This is a genomic window from uncultured Arthrobacter sp., from assembly GCF_947493765.1.
Classification (GTDB): Bacteria; Actinomycetota; Actinomycetes; order Actinomycetales; family Micrococcaceae; genus Arthrobacter_D.
On sequence record NZ_CANLSZ010000004.1, the window covers coordinates 55,820 to 73,762 of the forward strand.

Genomic DNA, 17,943 nt, shown 5'->3' on the forward strand with positions numbered 1-17,943 from the left:
AGTCTAGCGCGGTACGAACAGATATTCGATTGTTCGCCCGGCTCCCGAGCGTGTCCGCGGCGCCGGATCCCGAGGAGCCGCGACGGACGCTGACTCAGGCGCGGGGCGCGATGTCCCGTCCGAGCCAGCGCTCCCGCGGGACGTCCTGGGCCGCGCAGATCGCCTGCCAGACGGTCTTCGGATCCGCACCGGCCGCGAGTGCCTCCGCCGCACTCCGGTCGCCCAGCCGGTCCACCACCAGCTCCCGGGCGAGGGTCCGCGAGTACGCCTCCCCGAACTCGTCGTCCATCAGTCGCCAGAAATCGCTCACGCGCATCGATCATCCTTGCCGTCGTCGTTCCAGGGTGCCGCTCGGTCGACCTCCGGGGACCATTCTGCCCGCCCGGTCCTCCCCCGCGCACCGTCTCCAGCGCCGTCGGCCGCCCGTCTACCGGCCCGCCGGTACTCGCCGTCATGGCGGGGAAGCGCCCCGGTGCCGCCCTGACCCTACAATTGCCCCATGGACGCGAAGCCCAACACCCCCGACCCCGGCCGTGCCGTCGAGCCCGGGGACGACGCCGTCGCCGATGCCGCCGTCGAGGCCCTGGAGCAGCAGCTGAGCATGCTGTGGAGACGCGCGCGCTCGAACTCTTACAAGGTGGCACGCCGCGTCCATCCCGACATGGAGCCTGCGGCCTACGGCCTCCTCGTCATCCTCCAGCGCGAGGGATCAATGCGTTTGACGGACATCGCAGCGAGTGTCGGAGTGGGCAAGCCGTCGGTGAGCCGCCAGATCGCGATGCTCGAGCAGCTCGGGCTCGTGCAGAAGGAGGCCGACCCGCTGGACGGGCGCGCCCAGTCGATCTCCCTGACCGATGCGGGGAGCCGGCAGCTCGTCGCGGCCCAGACGGCGCGGAAGCAGGCATTCCACGAGCTCATGGAGGACTGGGACGTCGAGGATCTCACCCGCCTCGGCACGCTGATCGCCCAGCTCAACGAGACGTACATCAAGGACAGCTGGTAGCGGACAGCAGAAAGGCCCACCCCGGACGGGGCAGGCCTTTCCTGTCGCGACTAGCGGTTCGTCGTCGCGAGTCCCCGACCGAAGTCGTCGGTCAGGTCGTCCCCGAACTCCCGCGCGAACTCCTGCGGGACGGTGTCGGGGATGGATACGCCTTCTGCTTCTGCCAGGCGGTCGCTGACTTCCCGCAGCATCGAGGAGAGAGGCACCTCGAGAGCGCTGCAGATCGATGAGAGGAGTTCAGAGGATGCTTCCTTCTGGCCACGCTCAACCTCACTGAGGTATCCGAGGGAGACCCTTGCACTATGAGACACCTCACGCAGGGTTCGCCCCTGGCGCTGGCGGACGTCGCGGAGGACATCGCCGATCTCATGGCGAAGGACGACCATCTTGCGCTCCTTGGGCTTGCGCTGGGCATCATCTGCCAACCCCACATCACGCCAACGGACCACGCCGTTTACGGACACGGGCTGCTTTACCATCTGTATCGCCTTGCTCCCTCATGAAGGGGGCACCGCCCGCTGCTGGACGAGTGCCCGTGATGACCGACCCCGTCGTCCGGGACCCGTCGCGCCAACCTTATCAAGGCAGCTATGTCTATAACTGACCCGATTCCCCGTTTGTTCCCCTGGACAATTTGTCGAACAGCTCGGTCAGTGCGGCGTCGCAGGCCGCCTGCCGGATCGCGGCGCGGTCCCCGGAGAAGTGGTGCTCGAAGGTCGTCGTGGACGTCGCGGTGGAGATGGCCGTGAAGACCGTCCCCACGGGCTTGCCCCCGTGCGCGGACGGTCCCGCCACACCGGTGGTGGCAACACCGAGGTCGGCGTCGAGGGCGGTCCGTGCACCGTCGGCCATGGCCGCCGCGACACGTGGGTCGACGGCCCCGGCGCGGGCGAGCAGCTCCGCGTCGACGCCCAGGAGATGCTGCTTGGCGGAGAGCTGGTACGCGACGATCCCGCCCTGCAGCACCGTGGAGGCGCCCGGGACACCGGCGAGGGTCGAGGCGACCAGTCCCGCCGTGAGCGACTCGGCGGTGGCCACGGTGCGGCCGAGGCGTCCGGCCTCGGCCACGACGCCGGCTGCTGCGTCGGCTGTGGCATCGGTCACCGGCGGGCTCCCGCCCGGAGCCGCGCGGCCTGCACGAGATAGTCGACGCCGGTCACGACCGTGATGAGGACGGCCACCGCCATCACGACTGCGGCGATCCACCACGCCCAGTCACCGAGGAGCGACTGCAGCGGGAGAAGGAACAGGAGGATGGCGACCGTCTGCACGACCGTCTTGAGCTTCCCGCCGCGCGAGGCCGGCATCACGCCGTAGCGGATGACGGCGAAGCGCAGCACCGTGATGCCGAGCTCGCGGACCAGGATGACGATGGTCACCCACCACCACAGTTCGCCGAGCACGGAGAGCAGCACGAGCGCCGACCCGATGAGCAGCTTGTCCGCGATCGGGTCGGCGATCTTGCCGAAGTCCGTGATGAGCCCCCTGCTGCGCGCGAGGTCGCCGTCGAGCTTGTCGGTGTAGATCGCCACGGCGAAGGTGAGGACGGCGAGCCAGCGGAACAGCTCGCCGCGCGCGTCGTCGAGCAGGAGGAACCAGATGAAGAAGGGCACCAGCAGGATCCGCACGACCGTCAGGACGTTCGCGATGTTCAGGACCGGCACCGCCGGGGTCGGGGACGTGTTCATGATGCCCTCCTATCTCCCGGTCAGGTTCCAGGCGTCGTCCGAGCCGTCATCGGCCCCGTCGCCCTCACCGCTGTCGGCGCCGTCGTGGTACTCCACCGCCTGGGTCCGGGAGGCGAGATCGTCGGCCACGAGATCGACGGGTTCCCGCGGGGCCGCGGACGGTGCGGACGGTGCGGCGGGCTCGTCGCCGCGCATGGCGGCCAGCACGGGCGCGAGATCATCGGGTTTGACCAGCACGTCGCGCGCCTTCGAGCCCTCCGAGGGTCCGACGACGCCGCGCGACTCCAGCAGGTCCATGAGCCGGCCGGCCTTGGCGAACCCGACCCGGAGCTTGCGCTGGAGCATCGAGGTGGAGCCGAACTGGGTCGTGACGACGAGCTCGGTGGCCTGGAGCAGCACGTCGAGATCGTCCCCGATGTCGTCGTCGATCTGCTTCTTCGGCGCCTCCACGGCGACGTCCTCGCGGTACACGGCCTGCAGCTGGCCCTTGACGTGCTCCACGACGCGGTGGATCTCGGACTCGGTGACCCAGGCGCCCTGCACGCGGATGGTCTTGGAGGCGCCCATCGGCAGGAACAGGGCGTCGCCCTGTCCGATCAGCTTCTCGGCTCCCGGCTGGTCGAGCACCACCCGGGAGTCGGTGACCGACGACGTCGCGAAGGCCATGCGGGAGGGGACGTTCGCCTTGATCAGGCCCGTGACCACGTCCACCGAGGGGCGCTGCGTCGCGAGGACCAGGTGGATCCCGGCCGCCCGGGCGAGCTGCGTGATGCGCACGATCGAGTCCTCGACGTCGCGGGGGGCCACCATCATCAGGTCCGCGAGCTCGTCCACGATGACCAGCAGGTACGGGTAGGGCCGCACCACGCGCCTGGAGCCCTCCGGCGGGACCACCTTGCCGTTGCGGACGGCCTTGTTGAAGTCGTCGATGTGCTTGTACCCGTAGTTGGCCAGGTCGTCGTAGCGCGTGTCCATCTCGCGGACCACCCACTGCAGCGCCTCGGCGGCCTTCTTCGGGCTCGTGATGATCGGCGTGATCAGGTGCGGCACGCCCTCGTAGGCCGTCAGCTCGACGCGCTTGGGATCCACCATGACCATGCGCACCTCGTCGGGGGTGGAGCGCATGAGGATGGAGGTGATCATCGAGTTGACGAAGGACGACTTGCCCGCCCCGGTGGCACCGGCCACGAGCAGGTGGGGCATCTTGGCCAGGTTCGCGACGACGAAGCCGCCCTCCACGTCCTTGCCGACACCCATGACCATCGGGTGGTCCGTCTTGCGGGCATTGCCCGAGCGCAGGACGTCGCCGAGCGAGACCGTCTCGCGATCGGTGTTCGGGATCTCGATGCCGATCGCGGACTTGCCCGGGATGGGCGAGAGGATGCGCACGTCCGAGCTCGCGACGGCGTAGGAGATGTTCTTCGACAGCGCGGTCACCCGCTCCACCTTGGTGCCCGGGGCCAGTTCGATCTCGTAGCGCGTGACCGTCGGACCGCGGGAGAAGCCGGTCACCCGGGCGTCCACGTTGAACTGGTCCAGCGTGTGTGTCAGGGCGGCCACGACGGCGTCGTTCGCCTCCGAGCGTTCCTTCGGCGGTGTGCCGGCGGGGAGGTAGTCCGAGGGCGGCAGCGTGTAGGCGACGTCGCCGGCGAGCTGCAGCTGCTCGGTGCGCTGCGGGATCGGCGACGGCGGCACCTGCGGCTGGACGGGGGTCGAGGGGACCAGCAGCGCCTTCGCGGACGGGACGATGTCGATCGCCTCGGTGCTGCCCTCCGGGGCCTTCTGCGGCGGGCGTCCCGGGACGGCTGGGGCGTCCTCGGGTGCGTCCGGGACGCCGATGCCCTGCGCCCGCTTGAGTTCCTCGGCGGCGCGCTCCTGCCGGGTGGGACGGCGGACCCCCGGCGGCACCGCGGCACCGCTCTCACCGACAGTGCTCCTACCGGCACCAGTCTCTCCGACACTGTTCTCACCGGCACTGCTCTCGCGGGCGCGGCGCTCCTCGTCCTCCACGACGGCCCGCTCGAAGGCCTCGTCGCCCACGAAGCCGGTGTCGTCGTCGTCCTGTGCGGGCCGGTCCTCCGGCCGGCCCTTGCCGAACAGGCGCCTGCGCCGCCTGGTCCTGGGCGTGGCCGTTGAGCCGTGGCCGGCGTAGAGATAGCTCTGGTCGTGCTCCTCGGTGCGCTCCGGGTCGTCGCCGGAGCCGTGCGCGTCCGCGAGGTCCTGGCCCATGAGGTGTTCGTACAGCGCCCGCAGCCGGGAGGGGATGTGCCGGAAGGGTGTCGCCGTGATGATGAGTACACCGAGGAAGACGACGACGGAGAGCAGGATCCCCACCGGCCAGGCGGTCAGGAGTGCGGTGAGGGGTCCGGCCACGAGGAAACCGACCACTCCCCCGGCCCGCCACAGGGCGTCGAGTCCCTCGGAGAGCGTGGGCTGTCCGCCCACGAGGTGGGCGATCCCGGATCCGGCGAACAGGATGAACAGCTCACCGATGGCGATGCGGTTGTTGGCGCGCTGGCGCTCCGGGTAGCGGAAGAGGCGGACGGCGCCGATGCCGAGCATGAAGGGCACCAGCAGGGCCATCCAGCCGAAGGTCCCCCCGGCGGCGGCGTGCACGCTGTCGGCGACGATCCCGGTGAGGGCCCACCACTCGACGGCGGCGACGGCCAGCGCGAGGAGGAGCAGGAAGAATCCCGACCCGTCACGCCGCAGCTCGCGCTCGGGATGCACGTCGTGACCGAACTTCCGGACGCCCGAGCCCGTGAGGCGGGCCAGGGACATCCAGGCGGCGCGGATCACCCGCAGCGGGAGGGCCGGACGGTCGTCCTGCCGCGGCTCGGGTGTCGCCTCCGACGGACGCGTCGAGGAGGTGGTGCGCCCCTGGCCCTTCGGGGAACCGCTCGCCCTGGCGGGTCGCGTGGCGGCGGTCTTGCCGCGGGGCGCCGCCGTCGAGCCCTTCGCCGTCGCGCCCTTGCTGCGGGTGCGCTGCTGGCCGCGGGGAGCGGGGGACGTTCGAGTTGCCATGGTCATCACGGTACCCGACGAGGCCCGCGATCCAGCAGCTCCGGAGCGTGCGGATCAGGCCTCGAGGACCACGGGGATGATCATGGGGCGCCTGCGGTAGCGGCGGTTGACCCAGGTGCCGATGATGCGCCGGACCACCTGCTGCAGCTGGTGGACGGTGTGGTCGGCGTTGGCCGTCACGGCCTCCTCGAGGCCCGCGCCGATCGCGGGCTTGATCTCGTCGAAGACCGCGTCGTCCTCGGCGAAACCGCGTGCGTGGATGTCGGGGCCCGAGACGATCTTGCCGGTGGTCCGGTTCACCACCGTGATGATCGAGATGAAGCCCTCCTCGCCCAGGATCCTCCGGTCGAGCAGATCCGCGTCGGTGATCTCACCGACGCTCGCCCCGTCCACGTAGACGTACCCGCACTCCACGGCGCCGACGATCCTGGCCGTGCCGTCCACCAGGTCGATCACGGAGCCGTCGTCGGTGAGCAGCACGTTCGACGCCGGTACGCCGGTCTGCTGCGCGAGCCTCCCGTTGGCGATGAGGTGGCGGGTCTCCCCGTGCACCGGCATGACGTGCCTCGGTCGGAGGATGTTGTAGCAGTAGAGCAGCTCGCTGGCCGCCGCGTGCCCTGACACGTGCACCTTCGCGTTGCCCTTGTGGATCAGGTCGGCGCCGAGCTTCAGCAGCCCGTTAATGACGCGGTAGACCGCGTTCTCGTTCCCCGGGATCAGCGACGAGGCGAGGATCACGGTGTCCCCCTTGCCCACGGTGATGCGGTGCTCACCGGCGGCCATGCGCGAGAGCGCTGCCATCGGTTCGCCCTGCGACCCGGTGGACATGAGGACCACGCGGTCGTCCGGAAGCTCGTCCACGTTCCTGATGTCCACCAGGATGCCGTCCGGGACGTTCAGGTAGCCCAGCTTCGCGGCGATGGCCATGTTCCGCACCATCGACCGTCCCGCGAAGCACACGAAGCGCTCGTGGGCGGCGGCGGCGTCGAGGACCTGCTGGACCCGGTGCACGTGCGAGGAGAAGGACGCGACGATGATCCGCTTGCGGACCTGCCCGAACAGGGATTCGAGGACCGGGCCGATCTCGCGTTCGCCGGTGGTGAAGCCGGGCACGTCGGCGTTCGTCGAGTCGACCATGAGCAGATCCACCCCCTCCTCGCCGAGGCGCGCGAACGCCCGCAGGTCGGTGATGCGGCCGTCCAGGGGCAGCTGGTCCATCTTGAAGTCGCCCGTGTGGAGCACGGTGCCGGCCCGGGTGCGGATGAAGACCGCCAGGGCGTCGGGGATGGAGTGGTTGACCGCCACGAACTCGCACTCGAAGGGCCCGAACTGCTCGATCTGGCCCTCCGTCACGGTGAGGGTGTAGGGCTTGATGCGGTGCTCCTGGAGCTTCGCCTCGACGAGCGCGAGGGTCAGCTGGGAGCCGACGACGGGGAGGTCGGGCCGGTGCCGGAGGAGATAGGGCACCGCACCGATGTGGTCCTCGTGACCGTGCGTGAGGACCAGCCCCACGACGTCGTCCATCCGGTCCTCGATGAAGGAGAAGTCGGGCAGGATCAGATCCACCCCGGGCTGGGTCTCCTCGGGGAAGAGGACGCCGCAGTCGACGATCAGCAGTCTGCCGTCGATCTCGAAGACCGCCATGTTGCGCCCGATCTCCCCGAGGCCGCCCAGGGGGACGATCCGCAGGGTGCCGGGCGCGAGCTCCGGGGGCGGTCCGGCCGGCAGGGACGCGCGGGCGTCCGTGCGGCTCACGCGCGCCGTCCCGTGCCGGCGAGGTCCCAGCCGGCCTCCGCCAGGTCCGCGAGCACCGGTACCAGTTCGGCCTCCGTGGCTTCCACGAGGGGCAGGCGTACGACGGCGTTCGGCAGCACCCCCGTCAGCTGCAGGATCCGCTTCGTCGAGACGGCTCCGGGGATGTGGGTCATGACGGCGCGCACCACCGGGTCGAGCTCGAAGTGGATCCGCCGGGCCTCCGCCATGTCGCCGCGGGTTGCGGCGTCGACGAGGGAGCGGAAGGCGGCGGTCGCCACGTGTGCGCTGACGCTGACCACACCGACGGCACCCGCGGCCATCCAGGGGAGGGTGAGTCCGTCGTCGCCCGAGTACACGTGGAGATCGGTGGAGGCGAGGACGCGGGTGACGGCCGCGAAGTCCGCCTTGGCGTCCTTGAGCGCCCCGATCCTCGGATTCTCGGCCAGCCGCAGCATGGTCTCGGTGGCGATCGGGATCGCCGACCGGCCGGGGATGTCGTAGATCATGATCGGCAGCTCGGTCGCCTCGGCGATCGCCTCGAAATGGGCCACGACACCGGACTGGGAGGGCTTGTTGTAGTACGGCGTCACGACGAGCTGCGCGTGCGCCCCGGCGCGCTCGGCACGCCGTGCCATCTCGACCGAGTGCGAGGTGTGGTTGGTCCCCGTCCCGGCGATGACCCGCGCGCGGTCCCCCACCGTCTCCACGACCACGCGGTAGAGGTCCTCCTTCTCGGAGTCCTCGAGCGTGGAGGTCTCCCCCGTGGTCCCCGACACCACCAGCGCGTCGCACCCGTCGTCGACGAGCTTCGCGGCCAGGGCCGCCGTGGTGTCGAGGTCCACGGCGCCGTCGGCGGTGAACGGGGTGACCATGGCGGTCACGAGTGAGCCGAACGGCAGGGAACGCGAGGGGGTGTCAGCCATGAGGACGAGATTACCCGTTCGGACCCCGACGACGGCGACGGCGGCGGCACCATCGGTCGCGCGCGCGTCGGACCGGGCGCGCAGGCCCCTGTGGGACCATGGCTGGATGCAGATCTTGGCTGGATGCACACGATGCCCGCGTCCCGGCGGCTGACCGGGATCGATGCTGCCCGCGGGGTGGCGCTCTTCGGCATGATGAGCACGCACGTGCTTCCCCTGTACGTCCCGGGGACCGCCGAGGCGACCTGGACCGCCCTGCTGTTCGCGGGCCGCGCCTCGGCCCTCTTCGCCGTCGTCGCCGGGATCGGCCTGGCACTGCTCACCGGCGGCAGCACCCCCCACCGCGACCGGACCCTGTCCGCGGACCGGAGGGGCATCCTCGTCCGCGCCGTGATCATCGCCTGCATCGGTCTCGCACTCGGCGGCCTCGAGACGAACATCGCGATCATCCTCTTCCACTACGGGGTCCTGTTCCTGGTGGCCCTGCCCTTCGTCGGGCTGCGGGCCGGGGCGCTCGCCGGGTGGGCGGCGGCCTGGTTGCTCCTGTCACCGGTGGTGGCGTACCTGCTGCGGCCCCCGGTGACCGCCGCCGTCGACCCGCCCTCCCTCGGCGACAACCCGGTCTTCGAGCATTTCCTCGTCCCGCGGACGCTGGCCGCCGACATCTTCCTCACCGGGTACTACCCGGTGCTGCAGTGGCTCGGGCTGGTCCTCGTGGGCCTGATGATCGGGCGGCTCGAGCTGGCCCGCCCGGGTGTCCAGCTGGCGCTCGTGGGAGGCGGCGTCGCCGCTGCCGTCGGCGCGAAGCTCGTCAGCGCGCAGCTGCTCGGACCGGGCGGAGGGCTCGCGGCGCTGCTGCAGACGCCGGACGGGAGCAGGTACCCGCTGGAGGCGATGCTCGACGTGGGACTCGGCGGTGTGGACCAGTCGGACTCCTGGTGGTGGCTCGCGGTCAGCGCACCCCACGCAGGGACGATGCCGGATCTGGTTCACGTGGCGGGGTGCGCGGCCGCCGTCGTGGGTCTGTGCCTCCTGCTGACCCGCGGCTTCCCGCAGGCCCTGCTGCCCCTGTCGGCGCCGGGTGCCATGACGCTGACCCTCTACAGCCTGCACGTCGCCGCCATGAGCGTCGCCGACCAGCTGGAGCCGCTGCCCGATCCGCTGCTGCTGCTCTGGGTGCAGATCGCCGTCGCGATCGGCGTCGGCATCCTCTTCCGCCGCCTGAACTCGCGTGGACCGCTGGAGCTGCTGACCTCGGGAGCGGCGGGCGCCGCGCGCCAGGGCGTCATCGAGCGGCAGCGTTAGGGCCGGTGCCGGTCGCGCGGCGGGCTCAGGCCGCGGATCCCGCCCCGTGCTCCCGGTACAGCCGAGCGGCGTCGCGCATGGCCTGCCGGGCACGCTTGCGGTCCCCCGCGACGTCGTAGGCGCACGAGAGCCGGAAACGGCCGCGCCAGCTCTCGGGGTCGGCCTCGACCTCCGCCTGGTACGCGGGGAACGCCGCATCAGCGGCGGAGCGGACGATCCGCCCGGCCGGCGTCCTCGGCAGGTCGTCGACGGGCAGGCCGCCCTCGCTCTCGAGCTGCCGCGCCATGCGCTGCGTCCGGGCGCCGAACAGCAGTTCACGGATCATGGCCCAGGCGCCGATGCAGGGCAGCAGCAGATAGCCCGCACCGAGCGCCTTCGCGACGGGCTCCGGATCGCCGAGCAGCAGGAAGCTGCGCTGGAAGGCGATGACGAGCCAGAAGACGAGCAGCGCGGTCACGAGCAGCACACCGAGCTTCACGCTGTGCTCCCGGTAGAACTCCAGGAGTCTCACGTGGCACCGCCGGTCTGCAGGTCCAGGTAGCCGTCGAGCCCCACCGTGAGCCCGGGATGCTCCGCCACGGAGCGGACACCGAGCAGCACGCCGGGCATGAAGGAGGCGTGGTCGAAGGAATCGTGGCGGAGCGTGAGCAGCTCGCCGGGACTGCCGAGCAGCACCTCCTGGTGCGCCGTGAGTCCGCGCAGCCGCACGGAGTGCACCGGGACGCCGTCGATCGTGGCCCCGCGTGCTCCGTCGATCCCGTCCCGGGTGGCGTCGGACGCCTCGGGCACCCCGGCTGCGCTGCGTGCCGCGGCGACGAGCCGTGCAGTGCGTGCCGCCGTGCCGGAGGGTGCGTCGATCTTGTCGGGGTGGTGCAGCTCCACAATCTCCACGGACTCGAAGTACCGCGCCGCCGTCGCCGCGAAGGCCGTGGCGAGCACGGAGCCGAGGGCGAAGTTCGGGGCGATGAGCACCCCGGTGCCGGGCGCTTCGGCGAGGACCGCGGAGAGCTGCTCCAGCCGCTCCGGCGTCCATCCGGTGGTCCCCACGACGGCGTGCATCCCGTGCCGGACGGCGAACACCACGTTGTCGTAGGTGGCGTCCGGGACCGTCAGATCCACGACCACACGGGCTCCTGCGGCCACCAGCGAGTCGAGCGGGTCACTGCTGCCGAGCGCCGCGACGAGTTCCAGTCCGGGTGCCTCCCGGATCGCGGAGACGGCGGCGGTGCCCATGCGCCCGCGTGCACCCAGCACGCCGACGGGCATCAGTTCGGTCATGCCTCCAGCCTACTGTCCGATACCCACCCATTCGACGGTGCCGTCCGTGAAGAACTGCTCCTTCCAGACGGGCACGCGCTCCTTGACCAGGTCCACGAGATCGGAGCAGGCCCTGAAGGCCTCCCCGCGGTGGGCCGCCCCGACCGCGGCGACCAGCGCCTGGTCCCCGATGGCCAGCGGTCCCACCCGGTGGGCCACCCAGATCCGGATCCCGTCGTGCCTGCTCGCGATCTCCTCGGCCACCTCGCGGATGACCCGTTCGGCGCTCGGGTGCGCGGAGTAGCTGAGCGACGTCACGCCGCGGCCGCCGTCGTGGTCCCGGACCACGCCGCTGAAGCCCACGATGGCGCCGCAGTGCGGGGAGTCGACGCCGGCGTGCGCCTCCTCGGGGGTGATCGCCGTGGCGGCGACGGCGGCGTGGACGACTTCACCGGTGGTCATTGTGGCCCTCCAGCTGGGAGCAGATGTGGTCGATGAGGGGTGAGAGCACGGCGAGCCCGTCGCGCACTCCACCCGGGGAGCCGGGCAGATTGATGACGAACGTGGACCCCGCGCTGCCGGCCAGGCCTCGGCTGAGGACGGCGGTGGGGACCTTCCCGGCTCCGGCTCCGCGGACGGCCTCCATGACCCCGGGCAGGCTGCGCGTCAGGTACGGCGAGGTCTGCTCCGGGGTCGTGTCGTCGGGACTGAGGCCGGTACCCCCGCTGGTGATCAGCACGGCGGGACGGTCCTCGAGTGCGGCGCCGATCGCGGTGCCCACGGCGTCGCCGTCGGGAACCACGACGGCGGTGCCGACGGCGAAGTCATGCTCGTAGAGCCAGGCCGCGATGAGCGGGCCGCACTCGTCCTGATAGGTGCCGGCGGCCGCGCGGGTGGACGCGATGACCACGGCTGCGGGTCGAAGGGGTGTCATACGGCCCAGTCCCCGCTCTTGCCGCCGGACTTCGCGACGACCCGCGTGCCGGTGATCACGGCACGCTTGTCCACCGCCTTGATCATGTCGTAAAGCGTCAGTGCGGCCACCGAGGCGGCCGTCAGCGCTTCCATCTCCACACCGGTCAGCGCCGTGGTCTTGACCAGCGCGACCACGCGGATGCTGCCACCGCCGGGTTCGAAGTCCACGGTGACCCTGGACAGCGGCAGCGGGTGGCACAGCGGGATCAGCGTGGAGGTCTGCTTGGCCGCCATGATGCCGGCCACCCGGGCCACGGCGAGGGCATCGCCCTTGGGCAGCTGCCCGTCGGCTATGAGCGCGACGACCTCGGCGGTGGTCTCGAGCGTCGCCTCGGCGACGGCCTCCCGGGTGGTCGCCTGCTTCCCGGAGACATCCACCATGTGGGCCGTGCCGTCGGCGCGGACATGGGACAACCCCTCGACGGAGGGTGGGGATTCACTCATGGCATCCTTCTCTGCAGTCCTGGTCGATCGATGACGTTCGCGCGGCGCTCAGCGCGTGCCCGCGCTCTCGGTGACGAGGACGTCGACCACGGCGAAGGGATCACCCGGCACGGGGCCGATCAGGGTGATCTCCACCCGCTCCCCCTCCCGCACGGCGGAGACGCCCTCGGGCAGGTGCACGAGGCAGTTCGACCTGGAGAGCGCGTGGAGCAGGTGCGAGTCGGGGCCACCGACCAGGGCCACCCTGCCGTCGCGGTAGAGGCCTCGCCGCAGCTGGTGCTTGGCCTCCGGGCTGCGGACGTCCTCCACGAGGACCGCTTCCAGGACGGGCCGCGGCGCGGGGAGACCGGTCACCTGGTGCAGGGCGGGGCGGAGGAACATCTCGAAGGAGACGATGGCACTGACCGGGTTGCCGGGGAAGCCGAGGAAGGGGATGCCCGAGATGGTGCCGTGGGCCTGGGGGCCGCCGGGCTGCATGGCGACGGAGGAGAATTCCACGCTGCTGTCGGCCAGCGCCTGCTTGACCACCTCGTACGCACCCTGGCTGATGCCTCCGGTGCTCAGCACCAGGTGGGTGCTGCCCGCGGTGATGGCCGCGAAGGCGTCCCGCAGGACGGCGGGGTCGTCGCCGAGCAGCCGGTGGCGCGTGACGTCGGCGCCGGCTTCCACCAGCGCCGACTCGAGCAGTGTACTGTTGGCGTCGTAGATCCGGCCAGGGAGGAGCGCCACGCCCGGTTCGGCGACCTCGTCGCCGGTGGACAGCAGCAGCACGCGGAACCGCGGGCGCACGGGGACGGCGTCCACCCCGCAGGCCGCGAGCAGTCCCAGCTGCGAAGGTCCGAGGAGTGTCCCGGCCTCCAGCGCGATCTCCCCCGCCGCGATGTCGCTGCCCGCGCGCCGCACGTACTGCCCGTCCGGGATGCCTCCGGGGAGCTGCACCTGCGCCTGCCCGTCGGCCAGCTCTGCCGCGGAGTGGAACTGCGCGGGGACGGCGCGCTCGATCGGGACGACGGCGGCGGCCCCGTCCGGCAGCATGGCCCCGGTCATGATCGGGGCCGCGGTTCCGGCCTCGAGGCGTGAGGGTCCGGATCCCGCGGCGATGGCATCCATCACGGTCAGCGTGGCGGGCTCCGCGAGATCCTCCGCACGCACGGCGTAGCCGTCCATCTGCGAGTTGTCGAAGGGCGGCAGGCTCACCGGCGCCCGGACGTCCTCGGCGAGTGCGCGCCCGAGCGCTCCTCCGAGCGGGAGGACCTCCGGCGCGTCGTCGCGGTACCCGCTGCTCCACCGGAGGAGCCCGGCGATGGCGGCACGGTGTTCCACGACTGTCCTTCTCATCACTGCCTCTCCTGCGGGGTCTGCGGACGCCGTCCTGCAGGACGCCGGTCGCGGGGGTCTAGGTCACCGTGAACGATACCGTGTGCAGGCCCTCGGACCCGTTGGGCGCGGGCGCGACGTCGGCGGCCGACTGGACGCCACCGTCCCGGTCGGTCGCCCGCGACTGCACCGTGTGGGAGCCTGCCTGCAGTGGCAGCGTGGCCCTGTACTGCACCCAGGTGTCCGCGGAGACGGGCGCGGCGAGGGACGCCTCGTGCCAGGGGCCGTCGTCCACCCTCACCTCGACGCGCCCGATCCCGGTGTGCTGGGCCCAGGCGACGCCGGCCACCACGACGTCGCCCGCCGGGACCTGTCGCCCGGACCGGGGCACGTCGATGCGCGAGGACGTCTTCACCGGTCCGCGCGTCGACCAGCCGCGCGTGGACCAGTACGCGGAGGCGTCGGCGAAGCGCGTGACCTCCAGCCCGGTGACCCACTTGGTCGCGGAGACGAAGCCGTAGAGCCCGGGGACCACCAGGCGGACGGGGAAGCCGTGCTCCACCGGCAGTGGTTCGCCGTTCATGCCGACGGCCAGCAGGGCGTCGCGGTCGTCGGTCAGCGCATCGAGCGGTGTGCCGGCGGTGAAGCCGTCCACGCTGCGCGAGAGGACCATGTCGGCGCCCGGTCGGACACCGGCCCGGGCGAGGAGTTCCCTGACCGGCCAGCCCAGCCATCGTGCTGTGCCCGTGAGATCCCCGCCCACGGGGTTGGAGACGCACGCGAGGGTGACGTGGCGTTCGATCAGCGGCAGCGCGAGCAGGTCGTCGAAGGTGAGCTCCACCTCGCGGTCCACGAGGCCGGTGACCCTCAGCGACCACCCGGCGGCGTCGACCACGGGCACCACGAGGGCGGTGTCGATGCGGTAGAAGTCGTCGTTGGGTGTCACGAGCCGGCTGATGCCCTCGACGTCGAGGGCGGCGCCGTCGGGCACGAAGGAGCCCTCCGCCGGCGGTGTGGAGCCGACCGGCGCCGGGAGGGTGATCGCGGAGCGCTGCCGGGTCACCGTCGACTGGCCGGAGCGCACCACCGTGGCCGCGGCACCCGTGGCCAAGGCCACGACGGCGGCACCTCCGGCACCCTGGAGGAAGCGCCGTCGTGCGGGGGCCGCGCCCATCTGGCCGCTCCGGGGGCCACCGGTCCACGCGTGCAGGGACCGGACGAGTGCGCGGAGCACGAGGATCGCTACGAGGGCGGCGGTGACAGGTGCAACGAAGGACACGAGCGAGGCCTGGGGCCGGGATGCGACGGCGAGGGCCCCGAGCACACCGAAGGCCAGGATCACCGCACTCCCGGCGAGGGACCGCCGGTGTTCGAGCACGCCCGCGGCGAGGGCCAGCACACAGATCAGCACGCCGATGGTGAGAAGGAACACGGTCTTGTCCGCCGTCCCGAACCAGGCGATGGCCCAGTCCTTCACCCCGGGGGGCAGCACGTCGATCACGAAGGACCCCACGGCACTCACGGGTGACACCGACGGACTCAGCGCGGCCGCGGCCAGCTCTCCCCCGATCACGCCCAGCGCGACGGCGAGAGCGCCGGAGGCGGCTGCCCAGGTGGTGGTCCGCATCATCCGCGCCTTCCCGGCCGCACCCCCGGCCACGACCCGTCGTCGCAGCTCGCGGAGAACGACCCGAGCCTTACACGAGCGCCGGGGGCAGGGCGTTCCGTGGTCCGTCCCACAGGCTCCTCCGCCGCAGCCTGGTGCGCCCTCCCCGGGCCCGAGGGCGTAGGCTCGATGCATGGGAACACACCTGGGAATGCCGAGTGTTGCCGGCCGATCCGCCACGACGGGCCTGCTGGACACCCACGGCCGACAGGCCACCGACATGCGCCTGTCCCTCACCGACAAATGCAATCTCCGCTGCACCTACTGCATGCCCGCCGAGGGCCTGAACTGGCTGCAGAAGGACGCCGTGCTGTCCCGTGAGGAGATCGTGCGCCTGGTCCGCATCGGCGTCGACGAGCTGGGCATCCGGGAGCTGAGGCTCACCGGTGGCGAACCGCTCGTCCGCGCGGACCTGCTGGACATCATCCGCGACATCCGTGGCAACCATCCCGAGCTGCCCATCTCCATGACCACGAACGCGCTGGGGCTGGACCGCCGTGCCGTGCAGCTGAAGGAGGCGGGGCTCACGCGGATCAACGTGTCCATGGACTCGCTGCACCCAGAGACCTTCGCCCAGCTCACCCGGCGCCCCTTCCTGGACCGGGTGCTGAAGGGCATCGAGGCGGCGGCCGCGGCCGGACTGGGACTGGTCAAGATCAACGCCGTCCTCATGCGCGGCATCAACGATCACGAGGCACCCGATCTCGTGGAGTGGGCCGTGGCGCGCGGCTTCGAGCTGCGCTTCATCGAGCAGATGCCCCTCGACGCCGATCACGGCTGGACGAAGGAGGGCATGGTGACGGCCGCCGAGATGCGCGCCCTGGTCGAGACCCGCTTCGTCCTCACCCCGGACCCCCGCACCCGTGACGGCGCCCCCGCCGAGCGCTGGGAGGTCCGCTCGAAGGAGGCGCCCGACGTCGTCCTCGGCACGGTGGGCATCATCGCCTCGGTCACGGAGCCCTTCTGCGCCGACTGCCGTCGCACGCGCGTCACGGCGGAGGGCAAGATCATGAGCTGCCTGTTCTCCCGGGAGGAGACGGACCTGCGGGACCTGCTGCGGTCGGAGGCGGGCGACGACGCCGTGGCGCAGCGCTGGCGCGACGCGATGTGGCTGAAGCCGAAGGCCCACGGCATGGATCACACCGGCCTCGGAGCGGCCGACTTCGTGCAGCCCGACCGATCGATGAGTGCCATCGGTGGCTGAGGTGCTGGTGAGGTATTTCGGGGCGGCCCGTGCCGCCTCCGGGGTCGACGAGGAACGCGTTCCCGCCGGTCGCGAGCTGGGGGCCGTGCTCGACGACCTGCGGAGCAGGACGGCCGTCGCAGGGCTACCGCCGCTGGGCAAGGTCCTGGACCGGAGCAGCTTCCTGCTCAACGAGGTGGCCCTGCGGGACAATGCGACCGTGCTGCAGGCCGACGACGTCCTCGACATCCTCCCGCCCTTCGCCGGAGGATAGCCGGCCCGAGCCCGTACCTCAGGGCCGTGCTGCTGAGCGAGAAGGGAGACCGATGTGTGGATCGGCTTCGTGGAGTTCGACCTCCTGCTCGGTGACGTCCACTCGCTGAAGGGCAAGCGGTCGGTGGTTCGTCCGCTGGTGTCGGATCTGCGCCGGACGTTCGACATCTCGGTCGCCGAGGTGGGCCATCAGGAGCTGCACCGCCGGGCCGTCGTCGGAGCGGGTCTGGTCGGATCGGACCGGCAGCACGTGGTGGACGTCCTGGACCGTGTGGAGCGCCATGTCGCAGCGCGTCCCGAACTGGAGCTGCTCAGTGCCCGGCCGCGCGTCCTCCACAGCGAGGACCGACAGAGCGAGGACCGACACAGCCAGGTCTGATTCGGCCAGGACTGACTCGGCGAGGACTGCTCCGGCCGGATCTGGGCCAGGCCCTCCGCCCCTCCCCGGCGACAGGCGGGCCCCGGTTGCGGTACAAAGCACTATGACACCTGCGTCGAAAGCCGAGATCTGGGCCGCGGTCCACGCCGAACACCAGGCCCTGATCGACGACCTCGCGGTCCTCGACGTGGCTCAGTGGAAGACGTCCTCGCTGTGCCCCGGCTGGGACGTCCACGATGTCCTCGCGCACCTCGTCGATTCGGCCAGGACCACCCGATGGGGTTTCCTGCGTGGGATGGTGGCGGCGCGATTCGACTTCGACCGGGCCAATGCCGATGGGATCCTCCGTGCGAGGGCATCGCGCCCGGCCGACACGCTGGACGCCTTCAGGGCAGTCCGCCGCCACACCACCACGCCCCCGGCGGCCCTGGCCACGAGACTGGTGGAAGCCTTCGTGCATGGTGAGGACATCCGACGACCCCTCGGCATCGCTCGCCCATACCCACCCGGCCTCGTCGCGGCTGCGCTCGCCTATCAGCTGAGAACGAGCGTCAGGATCGGCGGTGGCAGGGAACTTGCACACGGGTATCATTTGATCGCGACCGATACCGCCTTCGACCACGGCGACGGATCCGAGGTGCGCGGCCCCGCTATCGCTCTTCTCCTCGCCGCATCGGGCAGACCGGTCGGGACCGGCGAGATCGCCGGGCCCGGAGTCCTCGGGCTCCTGCGCAGGCACGGCTCCTGACGT

General features: G+C 71.3%; 20 protein-coding genes. 6 read left to right on the forward strand and 14 right to left on the reverse strand.

What is annotated here, in order from left to right; all coding sequences use genetic code 11:
* Positions 1-94 precede the first annotated feature (94 nt).
* Positions 95-316, reverse strand: a complete 222-nt coding sequence (locus Q0747_RS07430) for a DUF3046 domain-containing protein (protein WP_298253178.1) — start codon at positions 314-316, stop codon at positions 95-97.
* Positions 317-499: 183 nt separating this feature from the next.
* Here Q0747_RS07430 and Q0747_RS07435 point away from each other — a divergent pair, with 183 nt between their 5' ends.
* A complete protein-coding gene (locus Q0747_RS07435; RefSeq protein ID WP_298253180.1) occupies positions 500-1,003 on the forward strand; it encodes a MarR family winged helix-turn-helix transcriptional regulator in 504 nt (167 codons plus the stop codon).
* Positions 1,004-1,053: 50 nt separating this feature from the next.
* On the opposite strand, the gene Q0747_RS07440 is transcribed toward Q0747_RS07435, so the two are convergent.
* The 6 genes from Q0747_RS07440 to dapA all read right to left on the reverse strand — a co-directional run bounded on the left by Q0747_RS07440 (position 1,054) and on the right by dapA (position 8,393).
* Positions 1,054-1,482, reverse strand: coding sequence for a helix-turn-helix domain-containing protein (locus tag Q0747_RS07440; RefSeq protein ID WP_148600904.1), 429 nt, complete (start codon positions 1,480-1,482; stop codon positions 1,054-1,056).
* A gap of 115 nt (positions 1,483-1,597) precedes the next feature.
* Complete coding sequence (locus tag Q0747_RS07445) at positions 1,598-2,107, reverse strand: CinA family protein (protein ID WP_298253182.1); 510 nt, start codon at positions 2,105-2,107, stop codon at positions 1,598-1,600.
* A complete protein-coding gene (gene pgsA / locus Q0747_RS07450; RefSeq protein ID WP_298253184.1) occupies positions 2,104-2,691 on the reverse strand; it encodes a CDP-diacylglycerol--glycerol-3-phosphate 3-phosphatidyltransferase in 588 nt (195 codons plus the stop codon). The genes Q0747_RS07445 and pgsA overlap by 4 nt, the downstream gene beginning before the upstream one ends.
* A gap of 9 nt (positions 2,692-2,700) precedes the next feature.
* Positions 2,701-5,715 (reverse strand): DNA translocase FtsK, encoded by a 3,015-nt coding sequence (locus Q0747_RS07455; protein ID WP_298253186.1) that lies wholly within the window; start codon positions 5,713-5,715, stop codon positions 2,701-2,703.
* Between the two features lie 54 nt (positions 5,716-5,769).
* Positions 5,770-7,470, reverse strand: coding sequence for a ribonuclease J (locus Q0747_RS07460; protein WP_298253188.1), 1,701 nt, complete (start codon positions 7,468-7,470; stop codon positions 5,770-5,772).
* Entirely contained in the window at positions 7,467-8,393 is a 927-nt protein-coding gene (dapA, locus tag Q0747_RS07465; RefSeq protein WP_298253741.1) for a 4-hydroxy-tetrahydrodipicolinate synthase, read from the reverse strand. Before dapA ends, Q0747_RS07460 begins: the two co-directional genes overlap by 4 nt.
* A 123-nt stretch (positions 8,394-8,516) precedes the next feature.
* Between dapA and Q0747_RS07470 the strand changes: the two genes are divergently transcribed.
* The gene (locus Q0747_RS07470) at positions 8,517-9,698 is read left to right on the forward strand and encodes a heparan-alpha-glucosaminide N-acetyltransferase domain-containing protein (RefSeq protein WP_298253190.1); all 1,182 of its coding nucleotides are present in this window, start codon (positions 8,517-8,519) and stop codon (positions 9,696-9,698) included.
* Positions 9,699-9,723: 25 nt separating this feature from the next.
* On the opposite strand, the gene Q0747_RS07475 is transcribed toward Q0747_RS07470, so the two are convergent.
* From Q0747_RS07475 to Q0747_RS07505, 7 genes are read right to left on the reverse strand one after another with little or no spacing between them, the layout of a single operon-like run.
* A complete protein-coding gene (locus Q0747_RS07475; RefSeq protein ID WP_298253192.1) occupies positions 9,724-10,209 on the reverse strand; it encodes a hypothetical protein in 486 nt (161 codons plus the stop codon).
* Positions 10,206-10,976: a 4-hydroxy-tetrahydrodipicolinate reductase gene (dapB, locus tag Q0747_RS07480; protein WP_298253194.1), complete on the reverse strand. Its 771-nt coding sequence runs from the start codon at positions 10,974-10,976 to the stop codon at positions 10,206-10,208. The genes Q0747_RS07475 and dapB overlap by 4 nt, the downstream gene beginning before the upstream one ends.
* A gap of 9 nt (positions 10,977-10,985) precedes the next feature.
* The gene (locus tag Q0747_RS07485) at positions 10,986-11,417 is read right to left on the reverse strand and encodes a molybdenum cofactor biosynthesis protein MoaE (protein WP_298253196.1); all 432 of its coding nucleotides are present in this window, start codon (positions 11,415-11,417) and stop codon (positions 10,986-10,988) included.
* Complete coding sequence (locus Q0747_RS07490; RefSeq protein WP_298253198.1) at positions 11,404-11,889, reverse strand: molybdenum cofactor biosynthesis protein B; 486 nt, start codon at positions 11,887-11,889, stop codon at positions 11,404-11,406. Before Q0747_RS07490 ends, Q0747_RS07485 begins: the two co-directional genes overlap by 14 nt.
* Positions 11,886-12,374 (reverse strand): cyclic pyranopterin monophosphate synthase MoaC, encoded by a 489-nt coding sequence (moaC, locus tag Q0747_RS07495; protein WP_298253200.1) that lies wholly within the window; start codon positions 12,372-12,374, stop codon positions 11,886-11,888. Before moaC ends, Q0747_RS07490 begins: the two co-directional genes overlap by 4 nt.
* Before the next feature lie 48 nt (positions 12,375-12,422).
* A complete protein-coding gene (gene glp / locus Q0747_RS07500; protein ID WP_298253203.1) occupies positions 12,423-13,712 on the reverse strand; it encodes a gephyrin-like molybdotransferase Glp in 1,290 nt (429 codons plus the stop codon).
* Between the two features lie 58 nt (positions 13,713-13,770).
* A complete protein-coding gene (locus Q0747_RS07505; protein WP_298253743.1) occupies positions 13,771-15,318 on the reverse strand; it encodes a molybdopterin-dependent oxidoreductase in 1,548 nt (515 codons plus the stop codon).
* A gap of 172 nt (positions 15,319-15,490) precedes the next feature.
* Here Q0747_RS07505 and moaA point away from each other — a divergent pair, with 172 nt between their 5' ends.
* From moaA to Q0747_RS07525, 4 genes are all read left to right on the forward strand, one after another.
* Entirely contained in the window at positions 15,491-16,561 is a 1,071-nt protein-coding gene (gene moaA / locus Q0747_RS07510; RefSeq protein ID WP_298253205.1) for a GTP 3',8-cyclase MoaA, read from the forward strand.
* 1 nt (position 16,562) lies between these two features.
* Positions 16,563-16,814 carry a MoaD/ThiS family protein gene (locus Q0747_RS07515; RefSeq protein WP_298253745.1) on the forward strand — a complete coding sequence of 84 codons (252 nt, stop codon included), beginning with the start codon at positions 16,563-16,565 and terminating at the stop codon, positions 16,812-16,814.
* A gap of 54 nt (positions 16,815-16,868) precedes the next feature.
* Positions 16,869-17,192 carry a DUF503 domain-containing protein gene (locus Q0747_RS07520; protein ID WP_298253207.1) on the forward strand — a complete coding sequence of 108 codons (324 nt, stop codon included), beginning with the start codon at positions 16,869-16,871 and terminating at the stop codon, positions 17,190-17,192.
* Between the two features lie 103 nt (positions 17,193-17,295).
* A complete protein-coding gene (locus Q0747_RS07525) occupies positions 17,296-17,940 on the forward strand; it encodes a maleylpyruvate isomerase family mycothiol-dependent enzyme (RefSeq protein WP_298253209.1) in 645 nt (214 codons plus the stop codon).
* Positions 17,941-17,943 lie beyond the last annotated feature (3 nt).

Coding starts and splice junctions, on each gene's coding strand:
- Q0747_RS07430 (WP_298253178.1), bottom strand. CDS start 316: ATGCGCGTGAGCGATTTCTGGCGACTGATGGACGACGAGTTCGGGGAG.
- Q0747_RS07435 (WP_298253180.1), top strand. CDS start 500: ATGGACGCGAAGCCCAACACCCCCGACCCCGGCCGTGCCGTCGAGCCC.
- Q0747_RS07440 (WP_148600904.1), bottom strand. CDS start 1,482: ATGGTAAAGCAGCCCGTGTCCGTAAACGGCGTGGTCCGTTGGCGTGAT.
- pgsA (WP_298253184.1), bottom strand. CDS start 2,691: ATGAACACGTCCCCGACCCCGGCGGTGCCGGTCCTGAACATCGCGAAC.
- Q0747_RS07455 (WP_298253186.1), bottom strand. CDS start 5,715: ATGGCAACTCGAACGTCCCCCGCTCCCCGCGGCCAGCAGCGCACCCGC.
- dapA (WP_298253741.1), bottom strand. CDS start 8,393: ATGGCTGACACCCCCTCGCGTTCCCTGCCGTTCGGCTCACTCGTGACC.
- Q0747_RS07470 (WP_298253190.1), top strand. CDS start 8,517: ATGCACACGATGCCCGCGTCCCGGCGGCTGACCGGGATCGATGCTGCC.
- dapB (WP_298253194.1), bottom strand. CDS start 10,976: ATGACCGAACTGATGCCCGTCGGCGTGCTGGGTGCACGCGGGCGCATG.
- Q0747_RS07485 (WP_298253196.1), bottom strand. CDS start 11,417: ATGACCACCGGTGAAGTCGTCCACGCCGCCGTCGCCGCCACGGCGATC.
- Q0747_RS07490 (WP_298253198.1), bottom strand. CDS start 11,889: ATGACACCCCTTCGACCCGCAGCCGTGGTCATCGCGTCCACCCGCGCG.
- moaC (WP_298253200.1), bottom strand. CDS start 12,374: ATGAGTGAATCCCCACCCTCCGTCGAGGGGTTGTCCCATGTCCGCGCC.
- glp (WP_298253203.1), bottom strand. CDS start 13,712: ATGAGAAGGACAGTCGTGGAACACCGTGCCGCCATCGCCGGGCTCCTC.
- Q0747_RS07505 (WP_298253743.1), bottom strand. CDS start 15,318: ATGCGGACCACCACCTGGGCAGCCGCCTCCGGCGCTCTCGCCGTCGCG.
- moaA (WP_298253205.1), top strand. CDS start 15,491: ATGGGAACACACCTGGGAATGCCGAGTGTTGCCGGCCGATCCGCCACG.
- Q0747_RS07525 (WP_298253209.1), top strand. CDS start 17,296: ATGACACCTGCGTCGAAAGCCGAGATCTGGGCCGCGGTCCACGCCGAA.